General features: G+C 72.2%; 24 protein-coding genes. 8 read left to right on the top strand and 16 right to left on the bottom strand.

Translation table 11 applies throughout. The features are described from left to right. Positions 1 to 69: 69 nt before the first annotated feature. A complete protein-coding gene (locus tag AC5L3X_RS01005; RefSeq protein ID WP_494854417.1) occupies positions 70 to 1,218 on the top strand; it encodes an acetyl-CoA C-acetyltransferase in 1,149 nt (382 codons plus the stop codon). A gap of 167 nt (positions 1,219 to 1,385) precedes the next feature. On the opposite strand, the gene AC5L3X_RS01000 is transcribed toward AC5L3X_RS01005, so the two are convergent. The 9 genes from AC5L3X_RS01000 to AC5L3X_RS00960 form a co-directional block, all read right to left on the bottom strand. Beyond that, positions 1,386 to 2,078: an ABC transporter ATP-binding protein gene (locus AC5L3X_RS01000; RefSeq protein ID WP_494854416.1), complete on the bottom strand. Its 693-nt coding sequence runs from the start codon at positions 2,076 to 2,078 to the stop codon at positions 1,386 to 1,388. Continuing rightward, positions 2,065 to 2,853: an ABC transporter ATP-binding protein gene (locus AC5L3X_RS00995; RefSeq protein ID WP_494854415.1), complete on the bottom strand. Its 789-nt coding sequence runs from the start codon at positions 2,851 to 2,853 to the stop codon at positions 2,065 to 2,067. Before AC5L3X_RS00995 ends, AC5L3X_RS01000 begins: the two co-directional genes overlap by 14 nt. Beyond that, a complete protein-coding gene (locus tag AC5L3X_RS00990; RefSeq protein ID WP_494854413.1) occupies positions 2,853 to 3,752 on the bottom strand; it encodes a branched-chain amino acid ABC transporter permease in 900 nt (299 codons plus the stop codon). Before AC5L3X_RS00990 ends, AC5L3X_RS00995 begins: the two co-directional genes overlap by 1 nt. Then, complete coding sequence (locus AC5L3X_RS00985) at positions 3,745 to 4,617, bottom strand: branched-chain amino acid ABC transporter permease (protein WP_494854411.1); 873 nt, start codon at positions 4,615 to 4,617, stop codon at positions 3,745 to 3,747. The genes AC5L3X_RS00990 and AC5L3X_RS00985 overlap by 8 nt, the downstream gene beginning before the upstream one ends. Before the next feature lie 174 nt (positions 4,618 to 4,791). Further along, positions 4,792 to 5,262 carry a VOC family protein gene (locus AC5L3X_RS00980; protein ID WP_494854410.1) on the bottom strand — a complete coding sequence of 157 codons (471 nt, stop codon included), beginning with the start codon at positions 5,260 to 5,262 and terminating at the stop codon, positions 4,792 to 4,794. A 100-nt stretch (positions 5,263 to 5,362) separates the two neighbouring features. Continuing rightward, positions 5,363 to 6,571 (bottom strand): ABC transporter substrate-binding protein, encoded by a 1,209-nt coding sequence (locus AC5L3X_RS00975; protein ID WP_494854409.1) that lies wholly within the window; start codon positions 6,569 to 6,571, stop codon positions 5,363 to 5,365. 163 nt (positions 6,572 to 6,734) lie between these two features. After that, positions 6,735 to 7,754: an aldo/keto reductase gene (locus tag AC5L3X_RS00970; protein ID WP_494854408.1), complete on the bottom strand. Its 1,020-nt coding sequence runs from the start codon at positions 7,752 to 7,754 to the stop codon at positions 6,735 to 6,737. A gap of 37 nt (positions 7,755 to 7,791) precedes the next feature. Then, positions 7,792 to 8,196: a MaoC/PaaZ C-terminal domain-containing protein gene (locus AC5L3X_RS00965; protein ID WP_494854406.1), complete on the bottom strand. Its 405-nt coding sequence runs from the start codon at positions 8,194 to 8,196 to the stop codon at positions 7,792 to 7,794. After that, entirely contained in the window at positions 8,193 to 8,663 is a 471-nt protein-coding gene (locus AC5L3X_RS00960) for an FAS1-like dehydratase domain-containing protein (protein WP_494854405.1), read from the bottom strand. Before AC5L3X_RS00960 ends, AC5L3X_RS00965 begins: the two co-directional genes overlap by 4 nt. Before the next feature lie 134 nt (positions 8,664 to 8,797). Here AC5L3X_RS00960 and AC5L3X_RS00955 point away from each other — a divergent pair, with 134 nt between their 5' ends. Beyond that, positions 8,798 to 9,727: an LLM class flavin-dependent oxidoreductase gene (locus AC5L3X_RS00955; protein WP_494854404.1), complete on the top strand. Its 930-nt coding sequence runs from the start codon at positions 8,798 to 8,800 to the stop codon at positions 9,725 to 9,727. Between the two features lie 116 nt (positions 9,728 to 9,843). On the opposite strand, the gene AC5L3X_RS00950 is transcribed toward AC5L3X_RS00955, so the two are convergent. Further along, positions 9,844 to 10,296 carry a PPOX class F420-dependent oxidoreductase gene (locus AC5L3X_RS00950; RefSeq protein WP_494854402.1) on the bottom strand — a complete coding sequence of 151 codons (453 nt, stop codon included), beginning with the start codon at positions 10,294 to 10,296 and terminating at the stop codon, positions 9,844 to 9,846. 145 nt (positions 10,297 to 10,441) lie between these two features. Between AC5L3X_RS00950 and AC5L3X_RS00945 the strand changes: the two genes are divergently transcribed. From AC5L3X_RS00945 to AC5L3X_RS00935, 3 genes are all read left to right on the top strand, one after another. Further along, positions 10,442 to 11,371, top strand: a complete 930-nt coding sequence (locus AC5L3X_RS00945) for an alpha/beta hydrolase (protein ID WP_494854400.1) — start codon at positions 10,442 to 10,444, stop codon at positions 11,369 to 11,371. Then, positions 11,368 to 12,168 carry an SDR family NAD(P)-dependent oxidoreductase gene (locus tag AC5L3X_RS00940; RefSeq protein WP_494854398.1) on the top strand — a complete coding sequence of 267 codons (801 nt, stop codon included), beginning with the start codon at positions 11,368 to 11,370 and terminating at the stop codon, positions 12,166 to 12,168. Before AC5L3X_RS00945 ends, AC5L3X_RS00940 begins: the two co-directional genes overlap by 4 nt. Positions 12,169 to 12,287: 119 nt before the next feature. Beyond that, positions 12,288 to 13,226, top strand: a complete 939-nt coding sequence (locus AC5L3X_RS00935; protein WP_494854396.1) for an NAD-dependent epimerase/dehydratase family protein — start codon at positions 12,288 to 12,290, stop codon at positions 13,224 to 13,226. 79 nt (positions 13,227 to 13,305) lie between these two features. On the opposite strand, the gene AC5L3X_RS00930 is transcribed toward AC5L3X_RS00935, so the two are convergent. The 3 genes from AC5L3X_RS00930 to AC5L3X_RS00920 are packed head-to-tail and all read right to left on the bottom strand — an operon-like array spanning position 13,306 to position 17,527. After that, positions 13,306 to 15,276: an AMP-binding protein gene (locus AC5L3X_RS00930; protein ID WP_494854395.1), complete on the bottom strand. Its 1,971-nt coding sequence runs from the start codon at positions 15,274 to 15,276 to the stop codon at positions 13,306 to 13,308. Positions 15,277 to 15,313: 37 nt separating this feature from the next. Further along, a complete protein-coding gene (locus AC5L3X_RS00925; RefSeq protein WP_494854394.1) occupies positions 15,314 to 16,294 on the bottom strand; it encodes a cyclase family protein in 981 nt (326 codons plus the stop codon). 42 nt (positions 16,295 to 16,336) lie between these two features. After that, the gene (locus AC5L3X_RS00920; RefSeq protein ID WP_494854392.1) at positions 16,337 to 17,527 is read right to left on the bottom strand and encodes an alpha/beta hydrolase family protein; all 1,191 of its coding nucleotides are present in this window, start codon (positions 17,525 to 17,527) and stop codon (positions 16,337 to 16,339) included. Positions 17,528 to 17,838: 311 nt separating this feature from the next. On the opposite strand from AC5L3X_RS00920, the gene AC5L3X_RS00915 reads away from it, so the two are divergent. From AC5L3X_RS00915 to AC5L3X_RS00905, 3 genes are all read left to right on the top strand, one after another. Then, entirely contained in the window at positions 17,839 to 20,835 is a 2,997-nt protein-coding gene (locus AC5L3X_RS00915) for an ATP-binding protein (RefSeq protein ID WP_494854391.1), read from the top strand. Between the two features lie 77 nt (positions 20,836 to 20,912). Beyond that, the gene (locus AC5L3X_RS00910; RefSeq protein WP_494854390.1) at positions 20,913 to 21,542 is read left to right on the top strand and encodes a redoxin domain-containing protein; all 630 of its coding nucleotides are present in this window, start codon (positions 20,913 to 20,915) and stop codon (positions 21,540 to 21,542) included. Positions 21,543 to 21,578: 36 nt separating this feature from the next. Beyond that, on the top strand, positions 21,579 to 22,412 hold the full coding sequence (locus AC5L3X_RS00905) for a cytochrome c biogenesis CcdA family protein (RefSeq protein WP_494854389.1): 834 nt from the start codon (positions 21,579 to 21,581) through the stop codon (positions 22,410 to 22,412). Between the two features lie 75 nt (positions 22,413 to 22,487). Here the strand turns inward: AC5L3X_RS00905 and AC5L3X_RS00900 are convergent, their stop codons facing one another. The 3 genes from AC5L3X_RS00900 to AC5L3X_RS00890 are packed head-to-tail and all read right to left on the bottom strand — an operon-like array spanning position 22,488 to position 24,099. Further along, complete coding sequence (locus AC5L3X_RS00900; protein ID WP_494854388.1) at positions 22,488 to 22,919, bottom strand: YbaB/EbfC family nucleoid-associated protein; 432 nt, start codon at positions 22,917 to 22,919, stop codon at positions 22,488 to 22,490. 2 nt (positions 22,920 to 22,921) lie between these two features. Beyond that, positions 22,922 to 23,818 carry a hypothetical protein gene (locus AC5L3X_RS00895; protein ID WP_494854387.1) on the bottom strand — a complete coding sequence of 299 codons (897 nt, stop codon included), beginning with the start codon at positions 23,816 to 23,818 and terminating at the stop codon, positions 22,922 to 22,924. Then, positions 23,815 to 24,099 carry a hypothetical protein gene (locus tag AC5L3X_RS00890; protein ID WP_494854385.1) on the bottom strand — a complete coding sequence of 95 codons (285 nt, stop codon included), beginning with the start codon at positions 24,097 to 24,099 and terminating at the stop codon, positions 23,815 to 23,817. The genes AC5L3X_RS00895 and AC5L3X_RS00890 overlap by 4 nt, the downstream gene beginning before the upstream one ends. Positions 24,100 to 24,343 lie beyond the last annotated feature (244 nt).

The following is a 24,343-nucleotide window of genomic DNA, read 5'->3' as shown; positions in this document are numbered from 1 at the left end:
ACGGTCCGCGTAACGCGGGCCGGCGCCCGGCGCGCCCCTGGTTAACGCCGCGTCCGTACGGTCGGCGGCATGGCTGAAGCATTCATCATCGACGCCGTCCGAACCCCCGTGAGCAGGCGCGGCGGGCCGCTGAGCACGGTTCACCCCGCCGATCTCGGAGCACACAGCATCCGCGCCCTGTTGGAGCGGACCGGCGTCGACCCCGCCCTGGTCGACGACGTGATCTTCGGCAACGTGGACTCGGTGGGTCCGCAGTCGTTCGACATCGCCCGCACCTGCTGGCTGGCCGCCGGGTATCCGTTGCACGTCCCGGGCGTCACCATCGACCGGCAGTGCGGTTCGGCGCAGCAGGCGGTGCACTTCGCCGCCCAGGCCGTGATGAGCGGCACGATGGACCTCGTCGTCGCCGGTGGCGTGCAGAACATGAGCATGGTGCCGCTGATGTCGGCGGCCGACTCGGGCCGGGCGCTGGGCTTCGACGACCCGTTCTCCACCTCGCCGGCCTGGACCGCGCGCTTCGGGACCGGCGAGGTCAGCCAGTTCCGGGGCGCGGAGATGATGGCGACGCACTGGGACATCTCCCGCGACGAGATGGAACGGTTCGCGGTCGAGTCGCATCTCCGGGCGCTGCGCGCGAACGCCGCCAAGCTCTTCGAGCCGGAGATCGCGCCGCTCAACGGGCTCGACGCCGACAACGGCCCGCGCGAGCCCGACTGGGACAAGATCCGTTCGCTGCCCACCCTGCTGCCGGGCGGTCGCATCACCGCCGCCTGCGCCAGCCAGATCAGCGACGGCTCGGCCGCCCTGCTGATCGCGGGGGAGCGGGCGGTGACGCGGCTCGGGCTCACGCCGAGGGCGCGGATCCACCACATGAGCGTGATGGCCGACGACCCGATCATGATGCTCTCCGCGCCGATCCCCGCGACCGAGCGCGCGCTGCGGCGGGCCGGGATGACGCCCGAGGACATCGACGCCGTCGAGATCAACGAGGCGTTCGCGCCGGTCGTGCTCGCCTGGCTGAAGGAGACCGGCTTCGACCCGGAGAAGGTCAACCCCAACGGCGGGGCGATCGCGCTCGGCCACCCGCTCGGCGCGACCGGGGCGCGGCTGATGACGACGCTGCTCAACCACCTGGAGCGGACGGGCGGTCGCTACGGGTTGCAGACGATGTGCGAGGGCGGCGGCCAGGCCAACGTCACGATCATCGAGCGGCTCTGACGCGGCTCCGACGAGGCTCTGACCCGGTCGTCACAGCGACGACCCCTTCGTCACAGCGACGACCCCTTCGTCACGCCGACGACCCCTTCGTCACGGCGGTGGCGAAGCGGCCGGACCGGCGGCCGGGCACGGCCCGGCCGCCGGTCCGATGGCCGACGGCGGGGCCGTCACGCCAGGTAGGTTTCGAGCAGGTTGTCCTGGAGGTCCTCGCTGCGGCCGGACGCGACGACGTTGCCCACCACCATGACGTAGGCGCGGGCGGCCACCTCCAGCGCCAGCCCGGCGTTCTGCTCCGACACGAGTACGGCGGTGCCGGTCTCGACCACGCGGTGCAGCGTGTCCAGCACGTCGCCCACGATGCGCGGCGCCAGCCCCATCGACGGCTCGTCGATCATGAGCAGGCGCGGCCGGGCCATCAGCCCGCGGGCGATCGCCAGCATCTGCTGCTCACCCCCGGACAGGACGCCGCCGAGGGAGTCCAGCCGCCGCCCCAGCACGGGGAACAGCTCGATCATCTCCTCCATGCGGGCCTCGACCTCGGCTCCGGGCAGCCGGTGACCGCCCATCAGCAGGTTGTCCTTCACGGAGAGGGCGGACAGGATCGCCCGGCCCTCCGGCACGTGGCTGACCCCCAGCCGGGCCACCCGGTAGGCCGCCATCCGGCCCAGCGGGCGGCCGTCGATCCGCACCGATCCGCTCGCCGGGCGCACCAGGCCGGAGATGGTCCGCAACAGGGTCGTCTTGCCGGCGCCGTTGGGCCCGACGATGGCCACCGCCTCGGCCGCCCCGACCTCCAGGCTCACGCCGTGCAGCGCCTCGACGGCGCCGTACCGTGCGACCAGTGACTCAACCACGAGCATCGGGGGCCTCCTCCTTGAGCCGCTCGTTCGTACCGAGGTAGGCCGTCTTGACCCGCTCGTCCTGCCACACCTCGGTCGGACCGGCCTCGGTGAGGACCTGTCCCCAGTCCAGGACGACCACCCGGTGGCAGACCTCGGTGACGAGCCGGACGTTGTGGTCGACGAGCAGCACCGTCACGCCCTCGGCGTTGACGGCGCGGATCAGCTCGCCGATCTCGTCGGACTCGGCCCGGCTCATCCCGGCGGTCGGCTCGTCGAGCAGCAGCAGCCTGGGCTCGGTGGCCATCGCCCTGGCGATCTCGACCCGGCGCCGCATGCCGTAGGAGAGCTCGGCCACGTCGGCGTCGGCCACGTCGCTGAGCCCCACCCGGTCGATCAGCCGCCGGGCCACCTCGTGCTGCTCGGCCTCCTCCCGTCTGCGCACCCGGCCCAGCTGCCAGCGGCGTCCGCGGAAGGACATGTGGCGGCCGATGAGCACGTTCTCCAGCACGGTGCTCTCGTCGAACAGTTGCAGGTTCTGGTAGGTACGGGCGACGCCCGCCGCGGCCAGCCGGTGCGGGCGCAGGTTCACCACGTCCGCGCCACCCACCCGGATGGTCCCGGCGGTCGGTGTCAGGTAGCCGCTGATGAGGTTGACCACCGTCGTCTTGCCCGCGCCGTTGGGGCCGATGAGGCCGTAGATCGCCCCTTCTTGTACGGCGAACGACACGTCGCTGACGGCCTTCATGCCGCCGAAGGACTTGCTGACCTCGTTCAGTTCCAGCAGAGCGGTCATCAGCTCGCCGCCTTCGCGCTAGGGGTGTCGATCTCCGGCCGTGACCGCAGGGATCGCCACCATCGTCGGAGACCGCGGTAGAGCGAGCGATCCGACAGGCCGTTCGGGGCGACCAGCAGGACCAGGACGAGCAGCACGCCGTAGATCACGTCCTCCCAGTTGGAGCCGGCGACCTTGAGCTCCTCGCGGACGATCGTCAGCCCCCAGGTGACCAGCACCGGTCCGAGCCAGTGCCCGTTGCCGCCGACCAGCACGTAGGTGAACACGATCACCAGGGTGGCGAAGCCGTACTGGTCGGGGCTGATCACGCTGGTGCGATGCGCCTCCAGGGCGCCGGCCAGCCCGGCCATGGCGGCGGCCATGGTGAAGCTCATGAACCGGACACGGAACACGTTGATGCCGAGCCCCTCGGCGGTGCGCTCGTCCAGTCGTACGGCCTTGGCGGCCCTGCCGTAGTGGGAGCGATGGCTCAGCTGCAGGACACAGAAGGTGACGACCAGCAGGCCGAGCAGCAGCTCGGTGCCCACCTCCTGGGGGATCCCGGCGATGCCGTTCGGGCCGTTCGTCACGTCGCTGATCCGGATCAGGACGACGATGGCCTGGGCGAGGGCCAGGCTGCCCAGCGCCATGTAGATGCCGCGCAGGCGCAGCACCGGCGGGGCGAACAACGCGCCGATCCCGCCCGCCACCAGCGTGGCGACGACGAGGCCCGCGGCGAGCGGCAGCTCCGAGTTCATGGCGATGAGCGCGGCGGTGTAGCCGCCCACCGCGGCGAAACCCATCGGCGCCAGCGAGAAGATGCCCACCCGGAACGTCAGGTGCACACTCACCACCAGCAGGGTGAGGATGAGCGCGGTGTCCAGCCGGAAGAGCTGGAGCGGGTCGAGCCAGTCAAACACGGGTGGCCTCCTTGTTGCCGAAGAACCCCGAGGGCCGCACCACCAGAACCGCGAGGATGGTGGCGAAGGCGACGATCTCCCGGAACACACTGGAGACGTAGGCCGTGGCGTAGACCTCGATGACCCCGAGGACGAGGCCGCCGACGATGGCGCCCTTCACCGAGCCCATGCCGCCGAGGATGATCACCGCGAAGGCGACCAGCAGCAGGCCGTCGCCGGACGAGTACGACACCTGCGCCGCCGAGGCCGCCACGAAGATCCCCGACACGGCCGCCAGGCCACCGGCCACGAAGAAGCAGATGGAGAAGACGAGCTGGCTGTTCACGCCCAGGAGTTCGGCGGTCTCGCGGTTGTAGGCCACGGCCCGCACCGACCGGCCGGATCTCGTCCGGTTCAGCCAGTAGCCCAGTCCCGCCATGGCCACGACGGCGATCGCCAGCATGACGACCTGGAGCCGCGGCACGTTCTGGCCGGCCAGCTCGAAGGCGCCCACGGGGAAGCCCTCGCGGGGGAAGGCTTCGGTCTGCGCGTCCGTACGCCAGCGCAGCACCGTCGCGAGCACGAGCCCCACGCCGATCGTCGCGACCACGAAGGAGAACTCGGGCGCCTTGCGGGCCCGCAGCGGCGCGAGGATGAGCAGGTCCACGAGCACCGACAGCAGGCCGGCGGTCACCATCCCCACCAGGATGGCGACGGGCACCGGGACGCCCATCCGGAGCGCCACGAGGGCGGCGAAGCTGCCCCAGGTCAGAATCTGGGCATGGGCGAAGGTGAGGATGCCGAGCACTCCCCACACCAGGGTGACGCCCACCCCGAGAAGCGCGTACGTACTCCCCAAGGCCAGGCCGTTGATGGTCTGCTGCACACGGAACCCCGTTCCTCGTTGCCGCCCCGGGTCAGGCGGGGCGCCACACCTGTGACGCCGGTGACAGCGTCCTGTGACCTCGTTAACAGCGCCGTTACGTGCGCCGGAGCGGGCGGCGGGAGACGCCTCGCGGCCCGCGCGCCCGCCCGCTCCTCGCCGCTCTACCCGCCGCTCTCACCGCCGCTCCGGGAACTCCATGAGGGTCACCAGCGTCCCGTCCGGGTCGCGGATGGTGACCACGTGCCGCTGCCGGCCGGGCATGGGCGTGAGCGTGACCGGGCCGCCGACCACCGGCACCCCATGCTCCTCGATCCAGGCCAGCGCGGCGGCCAGATCCCGCACGCGCAGCCCCAGCCGGGCGAGCCCGGTGTCCTTGGCCGTGCGCGCCGCGGAGCCGCCGCCGTCGGCGAAGGCGAGCAGATCGAGGTACGTGGCGGTGTCGTCGTCGCTCCAGGTGAGCAGCGCGGCCCGGCACCGGGCGCCGCCCGTGACGCCCAGGATCGTCATGAAGTCCTCGCCGGCGTCGAACTCGAACACCTCGCCGATCACCCGCGCGCCGAGCAGGCGGGTGTAGAAGTCCAGCGATCGTTCGAAGTCCGCGCAGACGACGTTGGCGTGGATCAGGTGGTCCGCTCCGAGAGTCATGCGGTTGTTCTCCCTTCGGATGGCGCCCGCGAACGCCGCCGCCCCGGCGCCTCCGCGAGGGGAGTGCCGGGGCGGCGGTCGTCGGGGCCGGGGACGGTGGCTAGCGCTCGCAGGCCACGCTCTTCGCCGGGTCGAACAGGGTGATCTTGCTGTCCACGATCTGCAGCTTGGTGCCCTTGACGCTGGCGGCGCGGTTCTCGGTGTAGCCGATCTTGCCGAACGGCGAGTCGATGTCCTTCACCGCGGCCAGCGCGTCACGGACGGCCTTCTTGTCCGTGGTGTTGGCCGCCTTGACCGCGTGCGCCAGCGACCACAGCGACGCGTAGCCCGCCGCCTCGAACACCGTGGCGGAGCGGTTCTCGCCGTTGGCCTTCCAGTACTCCAGGAAGTGGGCGTTGTTGCCCTCGGTGCTCTGCCCGTTCCACGCCGTCGTGTAGACCATGCACTGCATGGCCTTGCCCGCCTGCTCCAGGGTGGCGTCGCTGGCGTCCGGGGCGGCGAACACCAGGCCGTCGTAGCCGACCTCCTCCAACTGCAGGTAGATGGTGCTCATCATGCCGGGCAGCGGCATCGTCACGAGGACGTCGGGGTTCTTGCCCTTGATGTTGGTGAGCTGGGCCCGCACGTCGGTGTCGGTGCCGACGAAGGTCTCCTCACCCACGGTCTGGATGCCCATCCCCTCCAGCACCTGCTTGCGCTTGTCAGTGACGGCCTTGGCCGCCTCTGAGTCGCCCTGGTACATGTAGGCGGCGGTCTTGACGTTGCCGTACGCCTCGGCGAACTCCTTGTCCGCGGGCGGCATCACGTTCGCCATGTCCGGATAGAGGCGGAACATGTAGTCGCCGACCTCCGTGACCCCGGAGGCGGAGAGCCCGACCGTCACCGTCGGGATGCCCGCCTGCTGGAGCTGCGGTCCAGCGGCCAGGAACGACGGGGTGAGGGTGAAGCCGACGACCGCGTCGACGCCGTCCGAGGTCAGCTTGAGCACCGACTGGACGGCCTCCTGCTTGCTCGCCTTGGTGTCGATCTCGACCAGCTCGACCTTCGTGCCGCCCAGGAAGCCGGTGTCGTTGATCTCCTTCGCGGCCAGCCGGATGCCGTCGCGCTCGGCCGTGCCCACTCCGGCGATGCCCGCCGCGCCGCTCAGGTCGAGCGGCACGCCGACCTTGACGGTGGCCGGAAGCCCGGCCGACGCCTCCGAGGCGCCGTCGCCGCCGTTCCCCGAGGCGCACGCCGTCACCAGCAGTCCGGCACACAGGATGATGCCGAGGGTCCGCCGTTCGCTTTTTCGCAGGTCGCTCTTTCGCATCTCAACCTCTTGTTTGTACGGCTCCGCAGCGGAGCCATCTGGAACGTGACGGCGAAGCGCCGGCGGACCAGATACTGGGGGGAGCCTCGTTAACGAGGCCGTTACGGTCACCCGCTAACGCGGCCGGGCTTCGTGCTGATGGTGATCGCGGCCAGGCGGCCGCTCACTCGGGCAGGCCGAGGCGGTTCTCGGCCGGGCGCTCGGCGGTGGCCAGGATCTCCTCCACGCGCGCGAGCAGATCGTCGTCGATGGTCGTGGCCAGGCCGCGCAGACCGTCACGCACCTCGGCCGCGTTGCGGCAGCCGAACAACGCGATGTCCGAGTGCGGCTGCCGCACCGTCACCGCCAGCACGAACGCCGCGAGCGACAGGCCCACCGAGTCGGCGAGCGCGCGCAGCCGCCGGGCGATCGCCACGTTGGCGGCGAACGCCGCACCGGCGAAGAACACGTTCCCCGACGTGCCGGAACGCCCCTCCAGCCGGCTCCGCCCGCGCCAGTCGTCGGGCTCGAACGCGTGGTCCTCGGCGAAGTTCTCCGACAGCAGCCCGTGCACGTACGAGCCGTAGGTGACACGCAGCCCGCCCCGCCGGCCGGCGTCGGCGAGCTCGTTCAGGTAGCGGTGGTCGAGCAGGCTGAAGCTGTACTCGACCGCCGTCGGGATGCCGGTCGCCAGCGCCCGCCTGCTCGCCTCGGCGCCGAAGTTGCAGAAGCCGACGTGGCGGGCGAGCCCCTCGTCCTTCAGTCGCTGCAGGTTCTCCATCTGCTGCTCCGGCGTCAGCGAAGGGTCGAACTGGTGCAGGAGGTAGACGTCGACGTGGTCGGTGCGCAGCCGGGTCAGCGACTGCTCCATGAACTCACGCAGCGCGCCGTAGGACGAGTCGCGCACCAGGCTCAGCAGGTCGGTGGGGTCGGTGTAGCGCACACCGCCCTTGGTGCACAGCCGCACCTGGTCACGCAGGCCGTCCAGCATCTCGCCGACGAGCGCCTCGGACCGGCCGGAGCCGTAGAAGTGCGCGGTGTCGAAGAACCGCACCCCCGCCTCGTAGGCGGCCTGCACGGCGCCCCGCGCCGCGTCCTCGTCGACCGCGCCGTACCCCTGCGCGATCATGGTGCCGCTGCCGAAGCCGACGCGGTCGATCAAGGTGTTCGCTTCCGGCCTGTCTTGCGGCCTGGCCTCCGGCATGGCTGTCCTCTCCTTCGCCCGCGTACGGGACAGAGTGCTACTTGTGTACGGCCGAGCCGCGCGCCACCGCGTCGCCCGTCATCACGACCGCGTCGTGCTGGTCGGTCACGGTCAGGGCGACCGAGGCCAGCCCCTCGGCGTCGATCGACTCGACGCGGGCCCGGACGGTGAGCGTCGCGCCCGGGAACACCTGCGCGCGGAACCGTGCCTGGTAACGCACCAGTGCCTCGGGGCCGAACCAGTCGGTGAGCACCCGCCCGGCCATCGCCATCGTCAACATGCCGTGCGCGAACACCGACGGGTAACCGGCGGCCTCCACCGCGAACCGCTCGTCGGTGTGCACGGGGTTGAAGTCACCCGAGGCGCCCGCGTACTGGACGATCCGCGTCCGCGTCAGATCCCGGACGACGACCAGCTCCCTGACCTCGCCGACGGCCGTCACCGGTCCGCTCCGATGGTCTGGGAGGTCCGCACCATGACCATCGTCGCGGTGACGACCGGCTCGCCGTCCTGGTCGCGGTACTCGGTGATCTGCTCGGAGAAGGTCAGCGAGCCGCCCCGGCGTCCCGCCTTCCGCCAGGTGCGGCCGGGGCGGCTCACCGCGCTCAGCACGTCGCCCTCGCGCACGGGCCGGTGGTACTCGTAGCGCTGCTCGGCGTGCAGGCCGAGGCCGGCCGCATCGTCCACGGGTGCTCCCGACGGCTCTGCGCCCGACCCGATCCAGGGCTCGTCCGGCTTCGGGCGGACCGCGCTGTCCGGGTCGTAGTGGTCCGCCGCCCAGACGAAGGTCGGCGGCGCGATCGAGGGAGCGCCGGTGAGCGCGCCGTGGAAAGCGGGATTGGCATCCCCGATGGCCCGCGCGAACATCATGATGTGCCCGCCCTCGACCGGGAAACGCTCGACTGTCATCCTCGTGCCTCCTGGTTGGTCGGATCCTGATCTTCACTGGCCGTCGTTCACCGCAGGGTTACGGGCGCGGTACGTAACGTCGCGGGTAACGCCGCCCTCGTCACCCTGGGCGCCACCGCCCAAGGAGGCACGCATTGGCCGCCCCACGACCGCGGATCGGGCTCGACCTGCCGCTGCGCTTCGCCGCCGGCACGAGTCCGGGCGCCATCGCCACCTGGCTCGGCGGGATCGACGCCTCGCCCGTCGATTCGGTGTGGACCCTCGACCAGCTCTCCGGCCGCGTGCCGACGCCGGAGCCGGTCGGCCTGCTCGGCTTCGCCGCGGCCCACACCGCGCGGGTCCGCCTCGGCATCGCGCTGCTCGTCGCCCCCGGCCGCAACCCGATCACGGCGGCCAAGGAGCTGAGCACCCTTGACCGGCTCAGCGGCGGCGGCCGGCTCATCGTGGGCGTCGGCACCGGGGACCGGCGGTTGCTCCCCGCGATGCGGCTGGGCGAGTGGAGCGAGCGGCCGGGGGCGGTGCTCGACGAGTTCCTGACCGTGGTGCGCCGGCTCTGGACCGAGGACGACGTGGCCCACGACGGGCCGATCTGGCCGCTGGCCGGTGTGACGACCTGCCCCCGGCCGGACGCGCCGCCTCCGCTGTGGGTCGGCGGCGCGTCCGTCGCGGCGCTGCGCAGGGCGGTGCGCCTCGGGTCGGGCTGGGTCGCGGCCGGACGGCAGACGACCGCGCGGTTCGCGGAGCTGGCCGCCCGGCTGGACGAGGTCGCCGAGCGGGAGGGGCGCACCCGGGAGTCGCTGGCCGTCGCCAAACGGGTCTACCTGCTGGTCGACGAGCGGCGGTCCCGCGCCGAGCGGACCATCGACGACTGGTTCGCCGGCTTCTACGGCCGGCCCGACCTTGGCCGGCAGGTCACCGTCCACGGCGACGTCACCGCCTGCGCCGAGCAACTGGCCGAGCTGGCGCGCCTCGGCGTCACCGACCTGATCCTGCACCCCCTGGACGAGTCGCCGGAGCACGAGGCCACCGTCCTGGGCGACCTGCTGCCCGCGCTGACCCCCTGACGAGCCCCGCACGCCTCGCCGCTCCGCCACGCGCCGCTTTGCTACGCGCCGCTCCGACTCGCGCCCGGTCAGCGTCGCGCGGCGGGCGTCGCGCGACGGGCGTGCGGGACGTGCCGTCAGCGGCGGGTCGCGGTGCGGGCGAAGTCCCAGCTCGACCAGCGGTCGGCGTGGATCACGATGCCGACGCGCGCGCCCGACAGCGCCATCTCCCGGTAGTCGGGCCGGCCGGGCTCGGGATAGTTGCGCGGCACCAGCGCCTCCCCGATGCGCAGCAGCGTCTCGTCGTCCTCGACGAGCTCCGCCTGGCCGGTGACGGTCAGGCCCTTCAGGCTCGCGTAGTCGTCACCGGACTCCACGAGGCACGCGACGCGGGGATCGTGCCGCAGGTTGCGCGCCTTCACCGAAGTCCGCTGCGTCCACATCACGATGTCGTCGCCGAGCACGCCGAACCACATGGTGGCCAGGTGCGGCGAGCCGTCCGGGTTCAGCGTGGCGAGCTGCAGGCTCTTACGCGACAGCAGGTAGTCGCGCAGCTCGCCCGGTTCGATCGGCAGCGGTCCGTTGCCCATGGCGGGCTCCTTTCGTCCGGGCCCACTACAGCCGGTCCGGCGCACCCTGGAGCGGCGGCGCACGGCGTAACGCGGCAGGTAACGGGAGGTCGCGTTACGTGGCTGCGATGGGCACCGACGTCACGCGAACGGGAGCACTGCCACGATGATCGTGTCGGCCGACAACGAGATCCACCTCGATCCATCCGGCGGCCCGGAGGTCGACGCGGAGATCGTCCACTTCTTCAGCGACGGCCTGCGCCTGCGCGGCGTCCTGGTGAGACCGCGCGAGCACACGGGCGGCCTGCCCGCCCTCGTCGCGGGCCAGGGCTGGAGCGGCGCGGTCAACTTCCGCGTGCTGCCGCTCGCCGCGCGGCTGGCGCGGCGCGGATACGCCGTGCTCGCCCTCGACCACCGGGGATTCGGCGGCAGCGAGGGCGCGCGGCTGCGCTGCGACCCCCACGAGCAGGTGCGCGACATCGCCAACGCGGCCACCTTCCTGGCCGGCCGTCCCGAGATCGACGGCTCCGCGCTGGGCGTGCTCGGGGCCAGTTTCGGCGGCGGGATCGCGGTGGCCGCCGCGGCGGCGGACGAACGCCTCCGGGCGTGCGTCGCGATCGTCCCGCTCGCCGATGGGCGGCGCTGGCTGCGCGACCTGCACGGCCCCGCCGACTGGCCCGGGTTCCTGGACCGACTGGCGCGTGACGAGGCGGAACGGGCGCGTACGGGAGTGGGCGAGAGGGTGCCCCTGTCGGTGCTCATGCCGCTGCCGCCGAGCCCGGAGGCCGAGCTCATCGCGGCCACCTACCCCGAGGCGTACCCGCTGGAGAACGCCCGGCTGGCGCTGGACTTCTCGCCCGAACGGCAGGTCGCCGCGATCGCGCCGCGCGCGCTGTGCCTGATCACCCCGGGCGACGACCCGGTGATCCCGGCCGAGCACTCCACCGGCATGTACGCCCTGGCCGGCGAGCCGAAGAGGCTGCACCTGCTGCCGCACGGCGGCCACGGCGGGCCCATGGGCCCGCTCGTCGACACCACCGCCGAGCTGGCCGCGTCCTTCCTCGACGCGCACCTGCGCGCCACCCCGGCCCCATGACCGCGCCCCTCACCGGCTGGACCCCCCTCACCGGCGAGGCGCCCCTGGCCGGCCGGGTGGCCGTCGTCACGGGTGGCGGATCGGGAATCGGCCGCGCCACGGTCGAGCGCTTCGTCGCCGACGGCGCGTCGGTGGTGCTCGCGGACGTCAGCGAGACGGCCGCCCGCGTCGCCGCCGAGCTCGACCCGGCCGGCCGCACGGTGCTGTTCCAGCGGACGGACGTGCGCAGCGCCGAGCAGGTGGCGGCGGCGTTCGCGGTGGCGATGGACCGCTTCGGCAGGTGCGACATCGCGGTCAACAACGCCGGGATCATCGCCGGCGGCCCGATCCACGACGACGACGCGAACGACCACTTCGAACGGCTCTGGCAGATCTGCGTCACCGGCGTCTGGCACGGCTGCCGCTCGGCCCTGGAGTGCATGCGCCCCCAGGGCGGCGGCGTCATCCTGAACACCGCGTCGACGGCGGCCATCTGGCCCACCCCGGCCGCTCCGGCGTACGGCCTGGCCAAGGCCGCCGTGGTGCACTTGACCCGCTCGCTGGCGATCGCCTACGGTCCCGACGGGGTCCGGGTCAACGCCGTCCTGCCCGGCCCGACGCACACCGGGATCTTCGCCGGGGCCGGGGTCGCCGACGACGGCCTGGAGCAGAGGTACGCGGCGAGAATGTCGCTCGGCCGGATGATCGACCCGGAGGAGGTCGCGGCCGCCTTCGCCTACCTCGCCTCCGACGCCGCGCGCTCCGTCACCGGGGCCACGCTCCAAGTCGACGGCGGTTACCGCCCGGGCACCGCGTGAGAGCCCGGCCCGCCCCGGAAGGCGCCTCCACCCCCGCCGACACCCCTGAATCCGCCGACGCGCCTGAATCCGCCGACGCCTGAATCCACCTTCGCCAACGCCCCTGAAGGAGAACAGTCATGACCTATCTGGTGACCGGCGCGACCGGGTTCATCGGCTCGTACGTCGTCGACCGGCTGGTGCGCGACGAGCACCGGGTGGTGGCGCTCGACCGGCGGCCCGGCTGGGCGGCCGGGCCGGGGGAGCACGATCCGGCCGCGCTGACCTTCGTCGAGGGCGACGTGACCGACTTCGCGCTGATCGCCGACCTGGTGCGCGCGCACCGGGTCGACCGGATCATCCACCTGGCCGCGGAGCTGCACGACCGGTCCGCCGCGCAGCGCGGTCAGTGCATCCAGTCGAACATCGTCGGCACGTACAACGTGCTGGAGGTGGCCCGGCTGTTCGACGTGCCGCGCACGGTGCTGGCGAGCAGCGCGGCCCTGTTCAACCCGGCCGACAACGACGCGGAGGCGGCGCTCGCCGAGGACGCCCGGATCCGCGCCGGCGACGTGTACGAGGCCAGCAAGGTCTTCGGCGAGACCATGGGCGACTACTACCGGCGCAACCTCGGCGTGGTCAACACCTCGATCCGGATCGGCCTCGCCTACGGCGCCACCTGCATGATCGGCGTGGCCCGGCGGCTGATCGACGAGCTGGTCACCAAGCCACTCGCCGGGGAGCCGGGCCGGGCGGCGTACCGGGCCGAGTCGATGATGAACCTCGTCTACATCCACGACGCCGCCGACGCGTTCGTCCGGGCCAGCCAGGGCCCCGAGCCGACCAGCCCCGTCTACCACGTGCGCGGCGACTACCGCAGCGTCGGCGACATGGTGAAGATCGCCCGCGAGCTCATCCCGGGCGCCCGGATCGAGGCCGGCGAGGGCGACCACCGGTGGCCGATGAACTTCGACGACGCCCTGTTCCGCCGCGACTACGGCTACGCCACCCGGTGGACCCTGGAAGCGGCGATGGCGGACATCGTCGCGGAACGAACCGCGGCGATGCCCGCCGGTTGATCGAGCGGAAGGGCGCGGCGTCCCCCGCCGGTGGATCGAGCGGGGGACGCGCGGGTGGATCGAGCGGGGACGCGCGGCGTCAGACCGCCGGCACCGCGCCCTCCCGCCGGGGGAAGCTGGTCAGCGGCTCCGGGCTCTCCAGGGCGGTGACGTCACCCGGGTCGGCCCCGATGTACACGGCACGGGCCACCCGGCGCAGCACCTTGCCGTTGCGCGTCTTCGGCAGCGCGGACACCGCGTGCACCGCCTTGGGCCGCGTCGCCTTGCCCTCACGCGCCACGATCGACGCCTCCAGGCGCGGCAGCACCCGCTCGGCGTCGGCGCCGTCCATCAGCACGACGAAGCACACCAGCGCCTCGCCCTTGGCCTCGTCCGGGACGCCGACGGCCGCGGCCTCGACCACGTCCGGGTCGTCGACGAGCAGTGACTCGATCTCGGCGGGGCCGACCCGCTTGCCGGCCAGCATGATCGTGTCGTCGGACCGGCCGAGCAGGAACCAGTGCCCGTCGGCGTCGACGTAGGCGAAGTCGCCCTGCAGCCAGCTTCCGGGGAAGCGGCCCCAGTAGGTGCGCAGGTAGCGCTCCGGGCCGTCCCACAGGCCCTTGGTCATGCCCGGCCACGGGCCCCGCACGACCAGCTCGCCCACCTCGCCCCGGATGGAGCGGCCGTCCGCGTCGAACACGTCGGCCGCCATGCCCAGGGTGGCGCCGGAGAACCCGGCCGGCTTGATCGGCCGGTGCACCGAGCCGCTCACGATGGAGGCGCCGCACTCGGTGCCTCCGCTCATGTTGACCACCGGCAGCCGCCCCTTGCCCACGTGGCGGAAACACCACCACCACGGCTCGACGTTCCACGGCTCGCCGGTGCTGGCGATCACGCGCAGGTCCGGCAGCTCGTGCGCGTCTGGCCACTGGTCGCCGAACCCGGCGAGGATCCGGATCAGCGTGGGCGCGACACCGAGCACCGTCACCCGGTGCCGCTCGACGACCGACCACAGCCGGTCCGGCGTCGGGTGGTCGGCGGTGCCTTCGAACAGCACCGCCGTGGCGCCGTTGCCGAACACCGCCGACACGACGTACGCGCCCATCACCCAGCCCATGTCGGTGAGCCACATCAGCCGCTCGCCGGGCTGCATCCCGTACCCGTGCCGGGCCTCCTGCGCGAACTTGAATGGCAGGCCCGAGTGAGTGTGCAGGCAGCCCTTGGGCCGGCCGGTGCTCCCGGACGAGTACAACAGGATGCAGGGCGTCTCCGCGTCGAACACCGGCATGTCCGTGACCGGCTCGGCCGAGTCGAGCGCGTCGTCCCACCACTCGTCCCGGCCCGCCACCAGCGTGATGTCGCGGCCGAGGCGGCGCACGACGAGCACGGTCCGCAGCTCCGGGGCGTCGGCGGCGGCCTCGTCGGCCGTCTCCTTGATCGGCACGAGCTTGCCGCGCCGTTCGAAGCCGTCGGCCGTGACCATCAGCTTGGCCCCGGAGTCCAGCAGCCGCTCCCGCACCGGCGTCGGCCCGAAGCCGCTGAAGAACGGCGCGACGATGGCGCCGATCTTCGCCGCCGCCAGCATGACGACGACCGCCTCCGGCACCATCGGCAGGTACAGCGCGACCACGTCGCCGACCCCGACACCGCGCGCGGCGAACGCGCCTGCGGCCCGGTCGATCTGCTCCTTCAGCTCGCCGTACGTGACCGTCCGCACGGAGCCGTCGTCGCCCTCCCAGACGATCGCCTCGTCGGCCGCGCGGCCCTGCTCGATCCACCGGTCGATCGCGTAGTCGGCCCAGTTGAGCCCGCCGCCCTTGAAGAAGTGCGGGAACTCCGGGCCGTCCGACAGGTCGAGCACCTTCTCGTACGGCCTCAGCCAGCGCAGCCCGACGTCGTCGGCGGCGGCGCCCCAGAACCACTCCGGGTCGGCCGCGGACCGGGCCACCACCTCGTCGAACGAGGAGAGGCCGTGCCGGGCCGCCATCCGCCCCAGCGGCGTGCCGGCGAAGCCGGCGGGGTCGGGCTCCCACGCGACGGGGAGCCGGTTCAGCTCATCGACGTTCACGATCGCGCTCCCTCGGTACGGTACGGCGGGCCGCCGGTCACTTGATCGCCATGGGGTTCAGGGGCGAGCCGACCGCCTTGGTGAACGGCAGCGGCCCGGCCGCGAACATGAACTCGTACACACCGTCGTCGGCGCAGTCCTGGGCCAGCTTCTCCAGGTCGAAGATCTCGCCGATCAGCAGGCCGGCGTTGACCAGCAGCACGATGTGCACCGGCTGGAAGATGTCGTCGAGCTCGTTGGGGCGCACCTCCATCCCCCACGTGTCGGTCGCGATGCCGGCGACCTCGTTGCCGCAGATCCAGTGCGCCGAGTCGAGGGAGAGCCCGGGGGCGTCGCCGGCGGCGTAGTCGCCCCACGAGCCCCGGTCCCTGCACATGGCGATGTGCCCGGTGCGGATGAGCACGAAGTCGCCCCTGCCGACGGTGACGCCCTGCGCCTCGGCGCAGCTCTCCAGCTCGGCGCTGTCGATGCCCTGCCCCGGCTCCAGCCAGGGCACGCCGCGGTGGCGTGGGATGTCGAGCAGGACTCCCCGCCCGACCACCTTCTCGGTCATCAGGTGGATGGCGTTCTTCTCGGCTCCCTTGCTGGAGACGTGCTCCAGCCCGTAGCCGTTGTACATCTTGCCCTCGTAGAACACGTGGGACAGGGCGTCCCACTGCGTGCCGCACTGCAGCGGCATGTAGATGGCGTCGTCGGCGTACCTCAGTTTGGCCATGTGGTCCTGGGCGCCGATGACCGCGTCACCGCCGTCCTGCAGCATGAAGTGCAGCGGGTTGACCCGGCCGCCCCAGCCGTTCTGCGGCCCGTCGCCGTCGTACGGCAGGGCGCAGGAGATGACCTTGCCCTGTCTGACCAGTCCCGCCGCGGCGACGACCATCTCCGGCTCGATGTAGTTGAGCGTGCCGAGCTGGTCGTCCGGGCCCCACTTGCCCCAGGTCCGGTAGCGGTCGCAGAGCGCGTGGACGTCGTCGATCGTCACCTGCTTCGGACCGCGCGTCTCGTTCGTGTCAGTGGTCATGCCGATGCCTGCCTCTCCGTCGTCACCGCGCTCCACCCTCGGTCAGTCCCGCGCCGGCAGCGTGCCGAACCGCTGCGCGAACCAGTCGGCGATCAGCTGCCGGGCCGGGTCGGGCTCGTCGGTCTGGCAGTGCTCGGCGCCGCCCTCGGCCACCGTGAAGATCCGCAGCTGCTTGTCGGCCGAGCCGGCGGCGGCGAACGCCTTGCGCGCGTCCTCGACCGCCACCTGCCGGTCGTTCTCCCCGTGCACGATCAGCAGCGGCTGGGTCAGCTTGGGCAGCACGTCCACGAGCGTCCACTGCTTGACCCGTTCGAGGCCGGCCTCCATGGTGTCGGTGCCCATGACCCAGGGGAGCTGGAACCACGGCACGGACACCGTCTTGGACCGGGTGCTCCAGCGCTTCTCCCAGGTGGCGCCCCAGTCCCAGATCCCGCCCCACGCGGCGCACGCCTTGATCCGGGGCTCGAAGGCCGCCGATCGCGGGGCGTAGTAGCCGCCGAGGCTGATGCCCATGACGCCGATGCGGTCCGCGTCCACGTCGGAGCGGGTCTCGAGGTAGTCGATGATGGCGCCGGTCGGGACCTCGTAGTCGGGGCGCGACGGCACGCCGCGCAGCCGGAGCGGCTCGCCCACGCCGGGGCTGTCCATCACCAGGCAGGTGATGCCCCGGCGGACGAACTCCTCCTCGACGAAGCCGTAGAGGATCTCCTTGGTGACGTCGAAGCCGCCGTAGAAGATGACGATGGGCGCCGGCTCGGCGGTCCGGGCCGGGATGAGGTAGCCCGGCAGGACGCCGTCGGGGGAGGGGACGTCGATCCGCTCCACGTTCAGCGGGGCCAGCTCGATGGCCTTCTCGAACGCGGCCAGCGCGGCCTGGTAGCTGGCCGTCTTCTCCGGTCCGGGCGGGATCTGCCGCTCGCCGCTGGCGTGGTAGACCGAGGCGCGCAGGTAGCGCGCGCCGGCGCTGCGGCGCAGCCCGGCCTCGAGGTCCGCCGCGGCCTGCGCCTCCTGCTGCTCGGCCATCCCGGCCCAGGCCTTGCCCCAGGCGGCGGAGTCAGGCTCACCCTCGCGGAGCGGGGACAACCACCGGTTCATCTCGCCGAGCGAGGCGCCCGCCATGAGGGCCAGGTTGAAGGCCGAGGACCACATGTAGTTGTCAGGGAAGTAGTAGAACAAGGCGGGGGCTCCGTTCGCGTGCCGGTGAATGCGGGTGCGCTCCGCGAACCACCCCACCCCAGCCGCGTTACCCCCGTCGTTATGACTCCCGTGCCGGCCCCGTCACGGCCGCCGCGACGGCTCGGGTGATGCCCGGAGGCTCAGTCTCGCGGCGAACGGGGCGGGGGCTGTCGGACGCCGGTTCTTCTCACAGGGGTGCCGACACCCCAAGGGCCCCAGAAGGGCTTATAGCGTTCGAATAAGTACGAACTGACGCGAAAGTCTTGACAGTTCCCGCGCTGTGCCTCATTGATTAAGACACCGCCCTACCGAAACTCCGATTTCGGTCGGATTGCGGAAACGCTACACCCAGGTGAACTGAGGCCTGCATGATCTTGAGCCACAAGGTGCTACCTCCGGGACTGCCGCGCGGGACCGTCGCCCGAGACAGACTGGACGAGCAGTTCGCCGCTCTCCTGGAGGAACACGAGACCATCGCGGTCTTCGCCGCCGCGGGGTCGGGCAAGACAGTGCAGACCCGGATGTTCGCCGCACGATACGGCTGGCCGCTGGCCTGGGTGACGCTCGACGTCGGAGACCGCAGCGCGTCACGGTTGATGATCTATCTCGCCGAGGCCCTCTCGGAGGTCAACTCCGAAGCCCCCCGCATGGTCGAGACCTGGCTGGAAGGCGGCTTCCCGGCGGCCGAGGTCGCGGCCATGCTCGCCGAGAGCATCGCCGACCAGTCCCTGCTGCTGGTGGTCGACGACTGCGAGTGGCTGGTGGGGGCGGACGAGGCGCTCACCGTCCTCGGCGTCTTCCTCGACTACCTGCCGCCGAACGTCCGGACCGTCATCGTGAGCCGCGAGGACCTCGACGGCCCGATCGGCCGGATGATGCTGCAGGGACGGATCGCCCGGATGAGCGGCGAGGACCTGGCCCTGACCATGTCCGAAGCCCGCGCGCTGCTCGCCGCGCACGGCCAGGGCGACCGCGACCCGGCGCCCCTCATGGAGGCCACCCAGGGCTGGATCGCCGCCGTCGCCTTCGACATCGTGCCCGGACTGCAACCGGAGAACGGCCCCGACTCGCTGGCCCGCTTCGTCGCCCGCGAGATCCTGGCCCGCCTCCCCGAGGACGAGCAGGAGTTCCTGCTGCGCACCTCGATCCCCGCGACCGTCACGGCCCGGGCCGCCGTCGCCCTGTGCGGCGAGAAGGGCTACGCGCTCTGGCAGTCGCTCGGGTCACGGCACCTGCCCGCGACCAAGGCCGACCGCGCGCTCGTGTACCACCCGAGGTTCCGCCAGTTCCTCCGCGAGCAGTTACAGGCACGCCTGCCCGGCGAACTGCCCGGCCTGCAGAGCAGGTACGCCCGCATGCTGGAGGACCTCGGCATGTCCGAGGAGGCCGTCGAGACCTACCTCGACGCGGGCGAGCTGGCGCAGGCCGCCGACGTGGCCGAACGCGCCGTCGCGGCGCTGTCCGCGCGCGCGGACTGGGGCGTGCTGCTGCGCTGGCTGGAGGCCTTCGGCCCGGAGGCGGTCGAGTCACGCCCGATCCTCCTCGGCGCCTCCATCCGGGCACTGTACGGCGTGCGGCGCATCCCGGAGGCGCAGGCGCTCATCCGCCGGCTGCACCAGGAGGGCACGCTGAGCGACGTTGCCAAGGCCGACCCCGGCAGCGTCGCCTTCGTCGGCTACGCCATGCAGTGGCGCCCGGCCGAAGCCCTCGAACTGATCCGCAACTACGAGGGCGACTACCGGGCCGACGCGGTGAGATACGAGCTGGAGGCCGTGGCCGCGCGCGACCCGGTGGCACCGCCGCCCGGCGTCGACTGGGTGGACGGCGAGCGCGTCTACACCTGGGGCCTGCTCGTACAGGGCCGGCTGGACCAGCTGCTGCGCCTGCTCCCGAGCGAGGACCAGTGGCCGCCGCGCTCGTTCTACCGCACCCCGCACCCGCTGCTCACGCTGGTCTGGCGCGGCGAGCTGGCCCTGGCCCGCGAGCTGCTCGACGAGGTCCCCGAGGCGATCAGGTCCGGAGCGCACACCGACCTCTGGTTCTTCCACGAGGCGTGGCTGCTGTGGGCCGAGGGCCAGCCGGAGAAGGCCCTGTGGGCCGCCGAGGCCGCGGTCGAGCACAGCCGGAAAACCCGTTTCGGCTGGGAGCCGTGCTTCGAGGTCGTGGTCGGCGCCCTGCAACTCGCGCTGGGCCGGGTGGACGACGCCCGCATGAGCCTGGCCGACGCCATCAGCCGTTCGGCCGCGAGCGGCAACCGCTGCTACGTCGAATGGGGCCAGACCTTCCAGGGGCTGGCCTACCTGCGGATCGACCGGCCCGAGGACGCGGCGCGCGTGCTGCGCGTCGCGACCGAGGGCATGCGGAACGCGGGCCGCTCGCTCATGCTGCCCTTCGCCGCGACCTACCTGGCCGAGGCCGAGGCCCGGCTGGGCTTCGCCGAGGCGGCGTCGAACGCCATCGAGCTGGCCTACGAGACCGCGAGCGCGATGGGCTGCCTGTTCGTCCTGAAGAACGCGCTCAACGACGTGCCCGCGGTGCTGCGCCGCCAGATCGAGAGCGACGTCAGCGGGATGCGCTGGCGCCAGCTGGCCGGACACCGGCCGCCCGTGGCGCGCAAGCGGCAGCCGGCCGTGCCCTCCGAGCGCATGGTCATCGTCGACGTCCACACGCACGGGCCGGTCCTCGACCTGATCGTCGACGGCGTGCCCCGCTGCTCGCGCCGCACGAAGGTGCTGGAGCTGGCCGCCTACCTCGCGCTGCATCCCGAGGGGGTGGAGCGGCACCGGCTGCAGGAGCGCCTGTTCCCGGACGCCGACCCTCGCCGGGGCGGCAACTACTTCCGCCAGGTGGTGCACAAGCTGCGGCAGGCGACGGGCGTGAACCTGGCCAGGACCGCCCTGGGTCACGTCCGCTGGGCCGACGGCCTGTACGTCGACAGCACCGACCTGCGCTTCGAACGGATGATCAGGGAGGCGTACGGCCTCCGGGGCGAGGAACGCCTGGACCGGATCGAGTCCACGCTGACGATCGTCGAGGGGCCGTACCTGCCGGAGAGCGAGCTGGAGTGGGCCGAGGAGCGCCGCCACGAACTGGAGGTGATGATCGTCGACGCGGCCCTCGACGCGGCGCAGGTGGCGTTGGCGCTGGGCTTCCTGGAGCGTGCCAAACAGGCCGCGTCGTTCGCGATCAGCCGTGACCCGTTCTGCGAGTCCGCCTACTGCGTGCGGATGCAGGTCGAGGGGGCGCTGGGCTCACCGCACGCCGTCCTGGCCGAGTTCCAGCGGCTGACCGCCGCCCTCACCGAGCTCGGCGTCGAACCGGCGCAGTCGACCAGGCAGCTGGTCCGCGAGCTCCGTGGCACCTGACCCCGTTCCGGCCCGCTCGTGCCGCCGTCATCGGCTCGTAAGGAGTGGAGCGGGGCGGCGCTCCTAGGCTCGACGGCATGACTCGAACGCGAACGCTGGCCGTACTGGCGATGGCGACCCTGCTGGCGAGCGCCTGCGGCACCATGGAACAGGACGGCATGACCCCTGGCGACGCCTCCCCGCCGACCTCCGAGATGGCCTCCGAGATGGCCTCCGAGACGACCCCCGCGCCGACCTCCGGGATGACCTCCGGGACGGCCGCTCCGACGGCGTCCCAGGAGGCGGCGGCGCCGGCCTCGGTGCCCGCCGCCCTGCGGTTCTCGGCTCGGACGCTCGACGGTGAGACCTTCCAGGGAGCGGGCCTGGCGGGCAGGCCGGTGGTCTTCTGGTTCTGGGCCGCGTGGTGTCCCAAGTGCGCCTCGGAGGCGCCCGCCGTCAAGTCCGCGGCCACCGCGCGCGGTGACGTCGCGTTCGTCGGCGTCGGCGGACTGGACACCGAGGCGGCGATGAAGGAGTTCGTCCAGCGCACCGGAACCGCCGACCTGACCCACCTGTCGGATGCCAAGGGCGCGGTCTGGACGAAGCTCGGCGTCAGCGAACAGTCCACCTTCGTGTTCATGAAGCCGGACGGCTCCACCGAGAAGGTCTCAGGCCCGCTTAACCGGGACAAGCTGGACGAGCATCTTCGCAAGCTGACCGGTCGGTAGTCGCGCCATGCCCCCCTCCGGCCCTCCCGGACACGCATGAACCTCACCGAACTGCCGCTCGCCCTCGCGCTCACCGCCGGCACGGTCGCCGCGTTCAACCCGTGCGGCTTCGCCATGCTGCCCGCCTACCTCACCCTGCTGATCAACGACGAGCAGGCGGCCCGCCCCGGTCCCGTCGTCCGGGCGCTGATCCTCTCGGCGGCCATGACCGCCGGATTCGTCACGGTCTTCGGCCTGTTCGGGCTCGCCGTGACCGCGCTGGCGGTGTCGGTGGGCGGCTACCTGCCGTGGGCGACCATGGCCATCGGAGCGGTCCTGGTGGGGCTGGGCCTCTGGTCGCTGTCCGGCCGCGAGCTGCTGCTGCGCCTGCCGGGACTGAACGCCGGCCGCCCCACCTCCTCACCGTGGTCCCTGTACGGCTACGGCCTCTCCTACGCGGTGGCCTCCCTCTCGTGCACGGTCGGTCCCTTCCTCGCCGTCACCTCGGCCTCCCTGGCCGGCGGCGGGCTGCTCGGCGGCGTCGTCGCCTTCTCCACGTACGCGCTCGGCATGGGGCTGGTCATCGCCGTGCTGTCGCTGGCCGTGGCGCTCGCCCGCGCGGCCGTCGTGACCAGGCTGCGCCGCGTCCTGCCGTACGTGTCCAGGGCCGGCGGCGTCCTGCTCACCCTGGCCGGTCTGTACGTCCTCTACTACGGCTGGTACGAACTCCGCGTCGTCGCCGGCGGAGACGCCGACGACCCGGTCGTGACCGCGGTGACCACCGTCCAAGGGGTCGTCGCCGGCTGGTTGGGGGGAGTCGGCGCGGGCTGGATCGCCGTCGTGGCCGTCGTGCTCATCCTGGGAGGTCTCGTGCTCCGCCGCGCGAGGTGACCGGGGGCCGCCACGGGGCGCCGGCCGGGCGCCAGGAGCAAGGCGCGACCCGATCGCCGTGCACGTCCCGGTCGATCAGGGGCGTAGCAGGGCGCGTACCCGGTCGATCGTCGCGGCGGCGTGCTCCAGGTTCTCCTGGAGCGCGCCGGTCGCGTGGCGGAGCTGGTCAGCGACGAGCCGGCGGTCGGTGAGGAGCCCGTTGTCGGCGCCCAGGACGGCTTCGGCTCTGCCGCGTTCCTCAGTCTCGGCCTGGGTCCGCGCCTGGTGAATCAGGTCGCGAACGGTCTCGGCGAGCGTCTCCGAGTCCATGCGCATGGCACGGGGATCGAGGCGCAGCTCCCGGACCCCCGACGTGCAGCCGTACTCGACGCGGACCCAGCCGTTCACCGACTCGGCGCACGCCACGGTCTCGGCGCCGCCGGGCAGGTGGCGCAGCTGTTCGAAGAGGTGGTCGGCGTCGGCCGCGAGCCGCTCGGGATCGAGGCCGAGCGCCTGTTCGAAGTCCATCGTCACTCCCAGGGGAACGAGTAGGAGCCGTCGGCGGCCTGCTCCGGAACGTACCGGCCGGTGACCGTCTGACCGCCGGTGGCGAGGTCGTTGAACGCCTTGGCACCCGCCAGTTGGGGCAGGCCGGGCGGGAGCGGCGTATTCGCTCGCGCGCTCGACCAGGGCCGACCGGCGGGATGGAGACCGCTGAGGCCGTGGGCGGTCAGGTCGCGCTCGATCCGGTTGGCGGTGCCCCAGACCAGCATGGGCCCCTGGGCGAAGGTCGCCGCGGCCAGGTCGCGCACGCCGCTGAAGTCGCCGCGGGCGGCCTCCAGGCCCACGTCCACGGCGACGGCCGCGCCCAGCGCGGCGGCACACCCGTGCAGCAACGTGTTGAGCAGGGACTCCACCGCTCGGTACCCCTCGAAGAGCTTGATCAGGCACTGTACGGCCAGGATCCGGGCGCCGGCCAGGCTGAGCGGCGTGACGGCGGCGGTGAGCACCCACAGCGCCACCATGGCCATGGCCGCCGCGACCAGGAACTGGAACATGACCATCGCGGCCAGCGCCGCCCCCACCGTGTACAGGGTGAGAGCCGTCACCACGGCGCGGATCTCGATGCCGCGCAGCTCGGCCAGGAGAGCGTCAACGCGGCGCTGGAAGGCCCGGCCGTCCTCGCTACGCCAGCTCGTCACGGCCACCTCGTCCACGAGGACCACGAGGTTCCGCCTGGTGGCCGCCGCGTCGTCGTGCACCTCGAGCCAGGTCCGCGCCCCGTCGAAGAACGCCTGCGGGTCGTACTGGTGGATGTACATCTTCCCGACGAACGGCCATCCTGCCGGGACTCCCAGCGCTGACAGTGTCACCGCCGCGCCCGTGCCCATGACCAGGCTCCGCTGGGCCAACTGCGCGAAGTTCACAGCGTTCTCACGGAGCTCGCCTGCTCCGCGTTCTGCCAGGTGTTGATCGAGGCGGTCATGCCGTCCTCGACCCGTTCGGCGTCGTCCATCCAGCGGCGCACCTCCTTCATGGTGAACGCCTCGACCTCGTTGTAGGCCAGCGCCAGCGAGTAGGTGAACGACGTGAAGGCGGACTCGGCCACCGTGAGCGCGACCAGACTCGGCAGGACCTCGCCGAGCGGCCGGACGGCCTCGGGCAGGCGCGACCGGATCTCCCGCAGGCGCACCCGCTCGATCTCCACCTCGTTCGGGCCGGCCGGCTCCTGAGGCGTCCCTAGGTGTTGATTTATCAGCATGTGTCGCTTTGCTTTCGTCGGCGGGTGATCTCCCCACCCTCCACCCGCGGCGGCCCGGAGCGGGGCCCTCCTGACGGAACCTCTACGCGAACCCGGCGCCCCACTACGCGATCCTGACACGCCCGTCGCCGGGTCGCGGTGGGTGCCCAACACGGTCTCGCACCGTACATCGGTGCCGCCGGAATACGTC

The sequence above is a fragment of the Nonomuraea sp. CX421 genome (assembly GCF_059358955.1).
The sequence above is the reverse complement of the archived record's forward strand: the minus strand, read 5'-3'. Positions and strand labels throughout refer to the sequence as shown.

Coding starts and splice junctions, on each gene's coding strand:
- AC5L3X_RS01005 (WP_494854417.1), top strand. CDS start 70: ATGGCTGAAGCATTCATCATCGACGCCGTCCGAACCCCCGTGAGCAGG.
- AC5L3X_RS01000 (WP_494854416.1), bottom strand. CDS start 2,078: ATGCTCGTGGTTGAGTCACTGGTCGCACGGTACGGCGCCGTCGAGGCG.
- AC5L3X_RS00995 (WP_494854415.1), bottom strand. CDS start 2,853: ATGACCGCTCTGCTGGAACTGAACGAGGTCAGCAAGTCCTTCGGCGGC.
- AC5L3X_RS00980 (WP_494854410.1), bottom strand. CDS start 5,262: ATGACTCTCGGAGCGGACCACCTGATCCACGCCAACGTCGTCTGCGCG.
- AC5L3X_RS00975 (WP_494854409.1), bottom strand. CDS start 6,571: ATGCGAAAGAGCGACCTGCGAAAAAGCGAACGGCGGACCCTCGGCATC.
- AC5L3X_RS00970 (WP_494854408.1), bottom strand. CDS start 7,754: ATGCCGGAGGCCAGGCCGCAAGACAGGCCGGAAGCGAACACCTTGATC.
- AC5L3X_RS00960 (WP_494854405.1), bottom strand. CDS start 8,663: ATGACAGTCGAGCGTTTCCCGGTCGAGGGCGGGCACATCATGATGTTC.
- AC5L3X_RS00950 (WP_494854402.1), bottom strand. CDS start 10,296: ATGGGCAACGGACCGCTGCCGATCGAACCGGGCGAGCTGCGCGACTAC.
- AC5L3X_RS00945 (WP_494854400.1), top strand. CDS start 10,442: ATGATCGTGTCGGCCGACAACGAGATCCACCTCGATCCATCCGGCGGC.
- AC5L3X_RS00940 (WP_494854398.1), top strand. CDS start 11,368: ATGACCGCGCCCCTCACCGGCTGGACCCCCCTCACCGGCGAGGCGCCC.
- AC5L3X_RS00935 (WP_494854396.1), top strand. CDS start 12,288: ATGACCTATCTGGTGACCGGCGCGACCGGGTTCATCGGCTCGTACGTC.
- AC5L3X_RS00925 (WP_494854394.1), bottom strand. CDS start 16,294: ATGACCACTGACACGAACGAGACGCGCGGTCCGAAGCAGGTGACGATC.
- AC5L3X_RS00915 (WP_494854391.1), top strand. CDS start 17,839: ATGATCTTGAGCCACAAGGTGCTACCTCCGGGACTGCCGCGCGGGACC.
- AC5L3X_RS00910 (WP_494854390.1), top strand. CDS start 20,913: ATGACTCGAACGCGAACGCTGGCCGTACTGGCGATGGCGACCCTGCTG.
- AC5L3X_RS00905 (WP_494854389.1), top strand. CDS start 21,579: ATGAACCTCACCGAACTGCCGCTCGCCCTCGCGCTCACCGCCGGCACG.
- AC5L3X_RS00900 (WP_494854388.1), bottom strand. CDS start 22,919: ATGGACTTCGAACAGGCGCTCGGCCTCGATCCCGAGCGGCTCGCGGCC.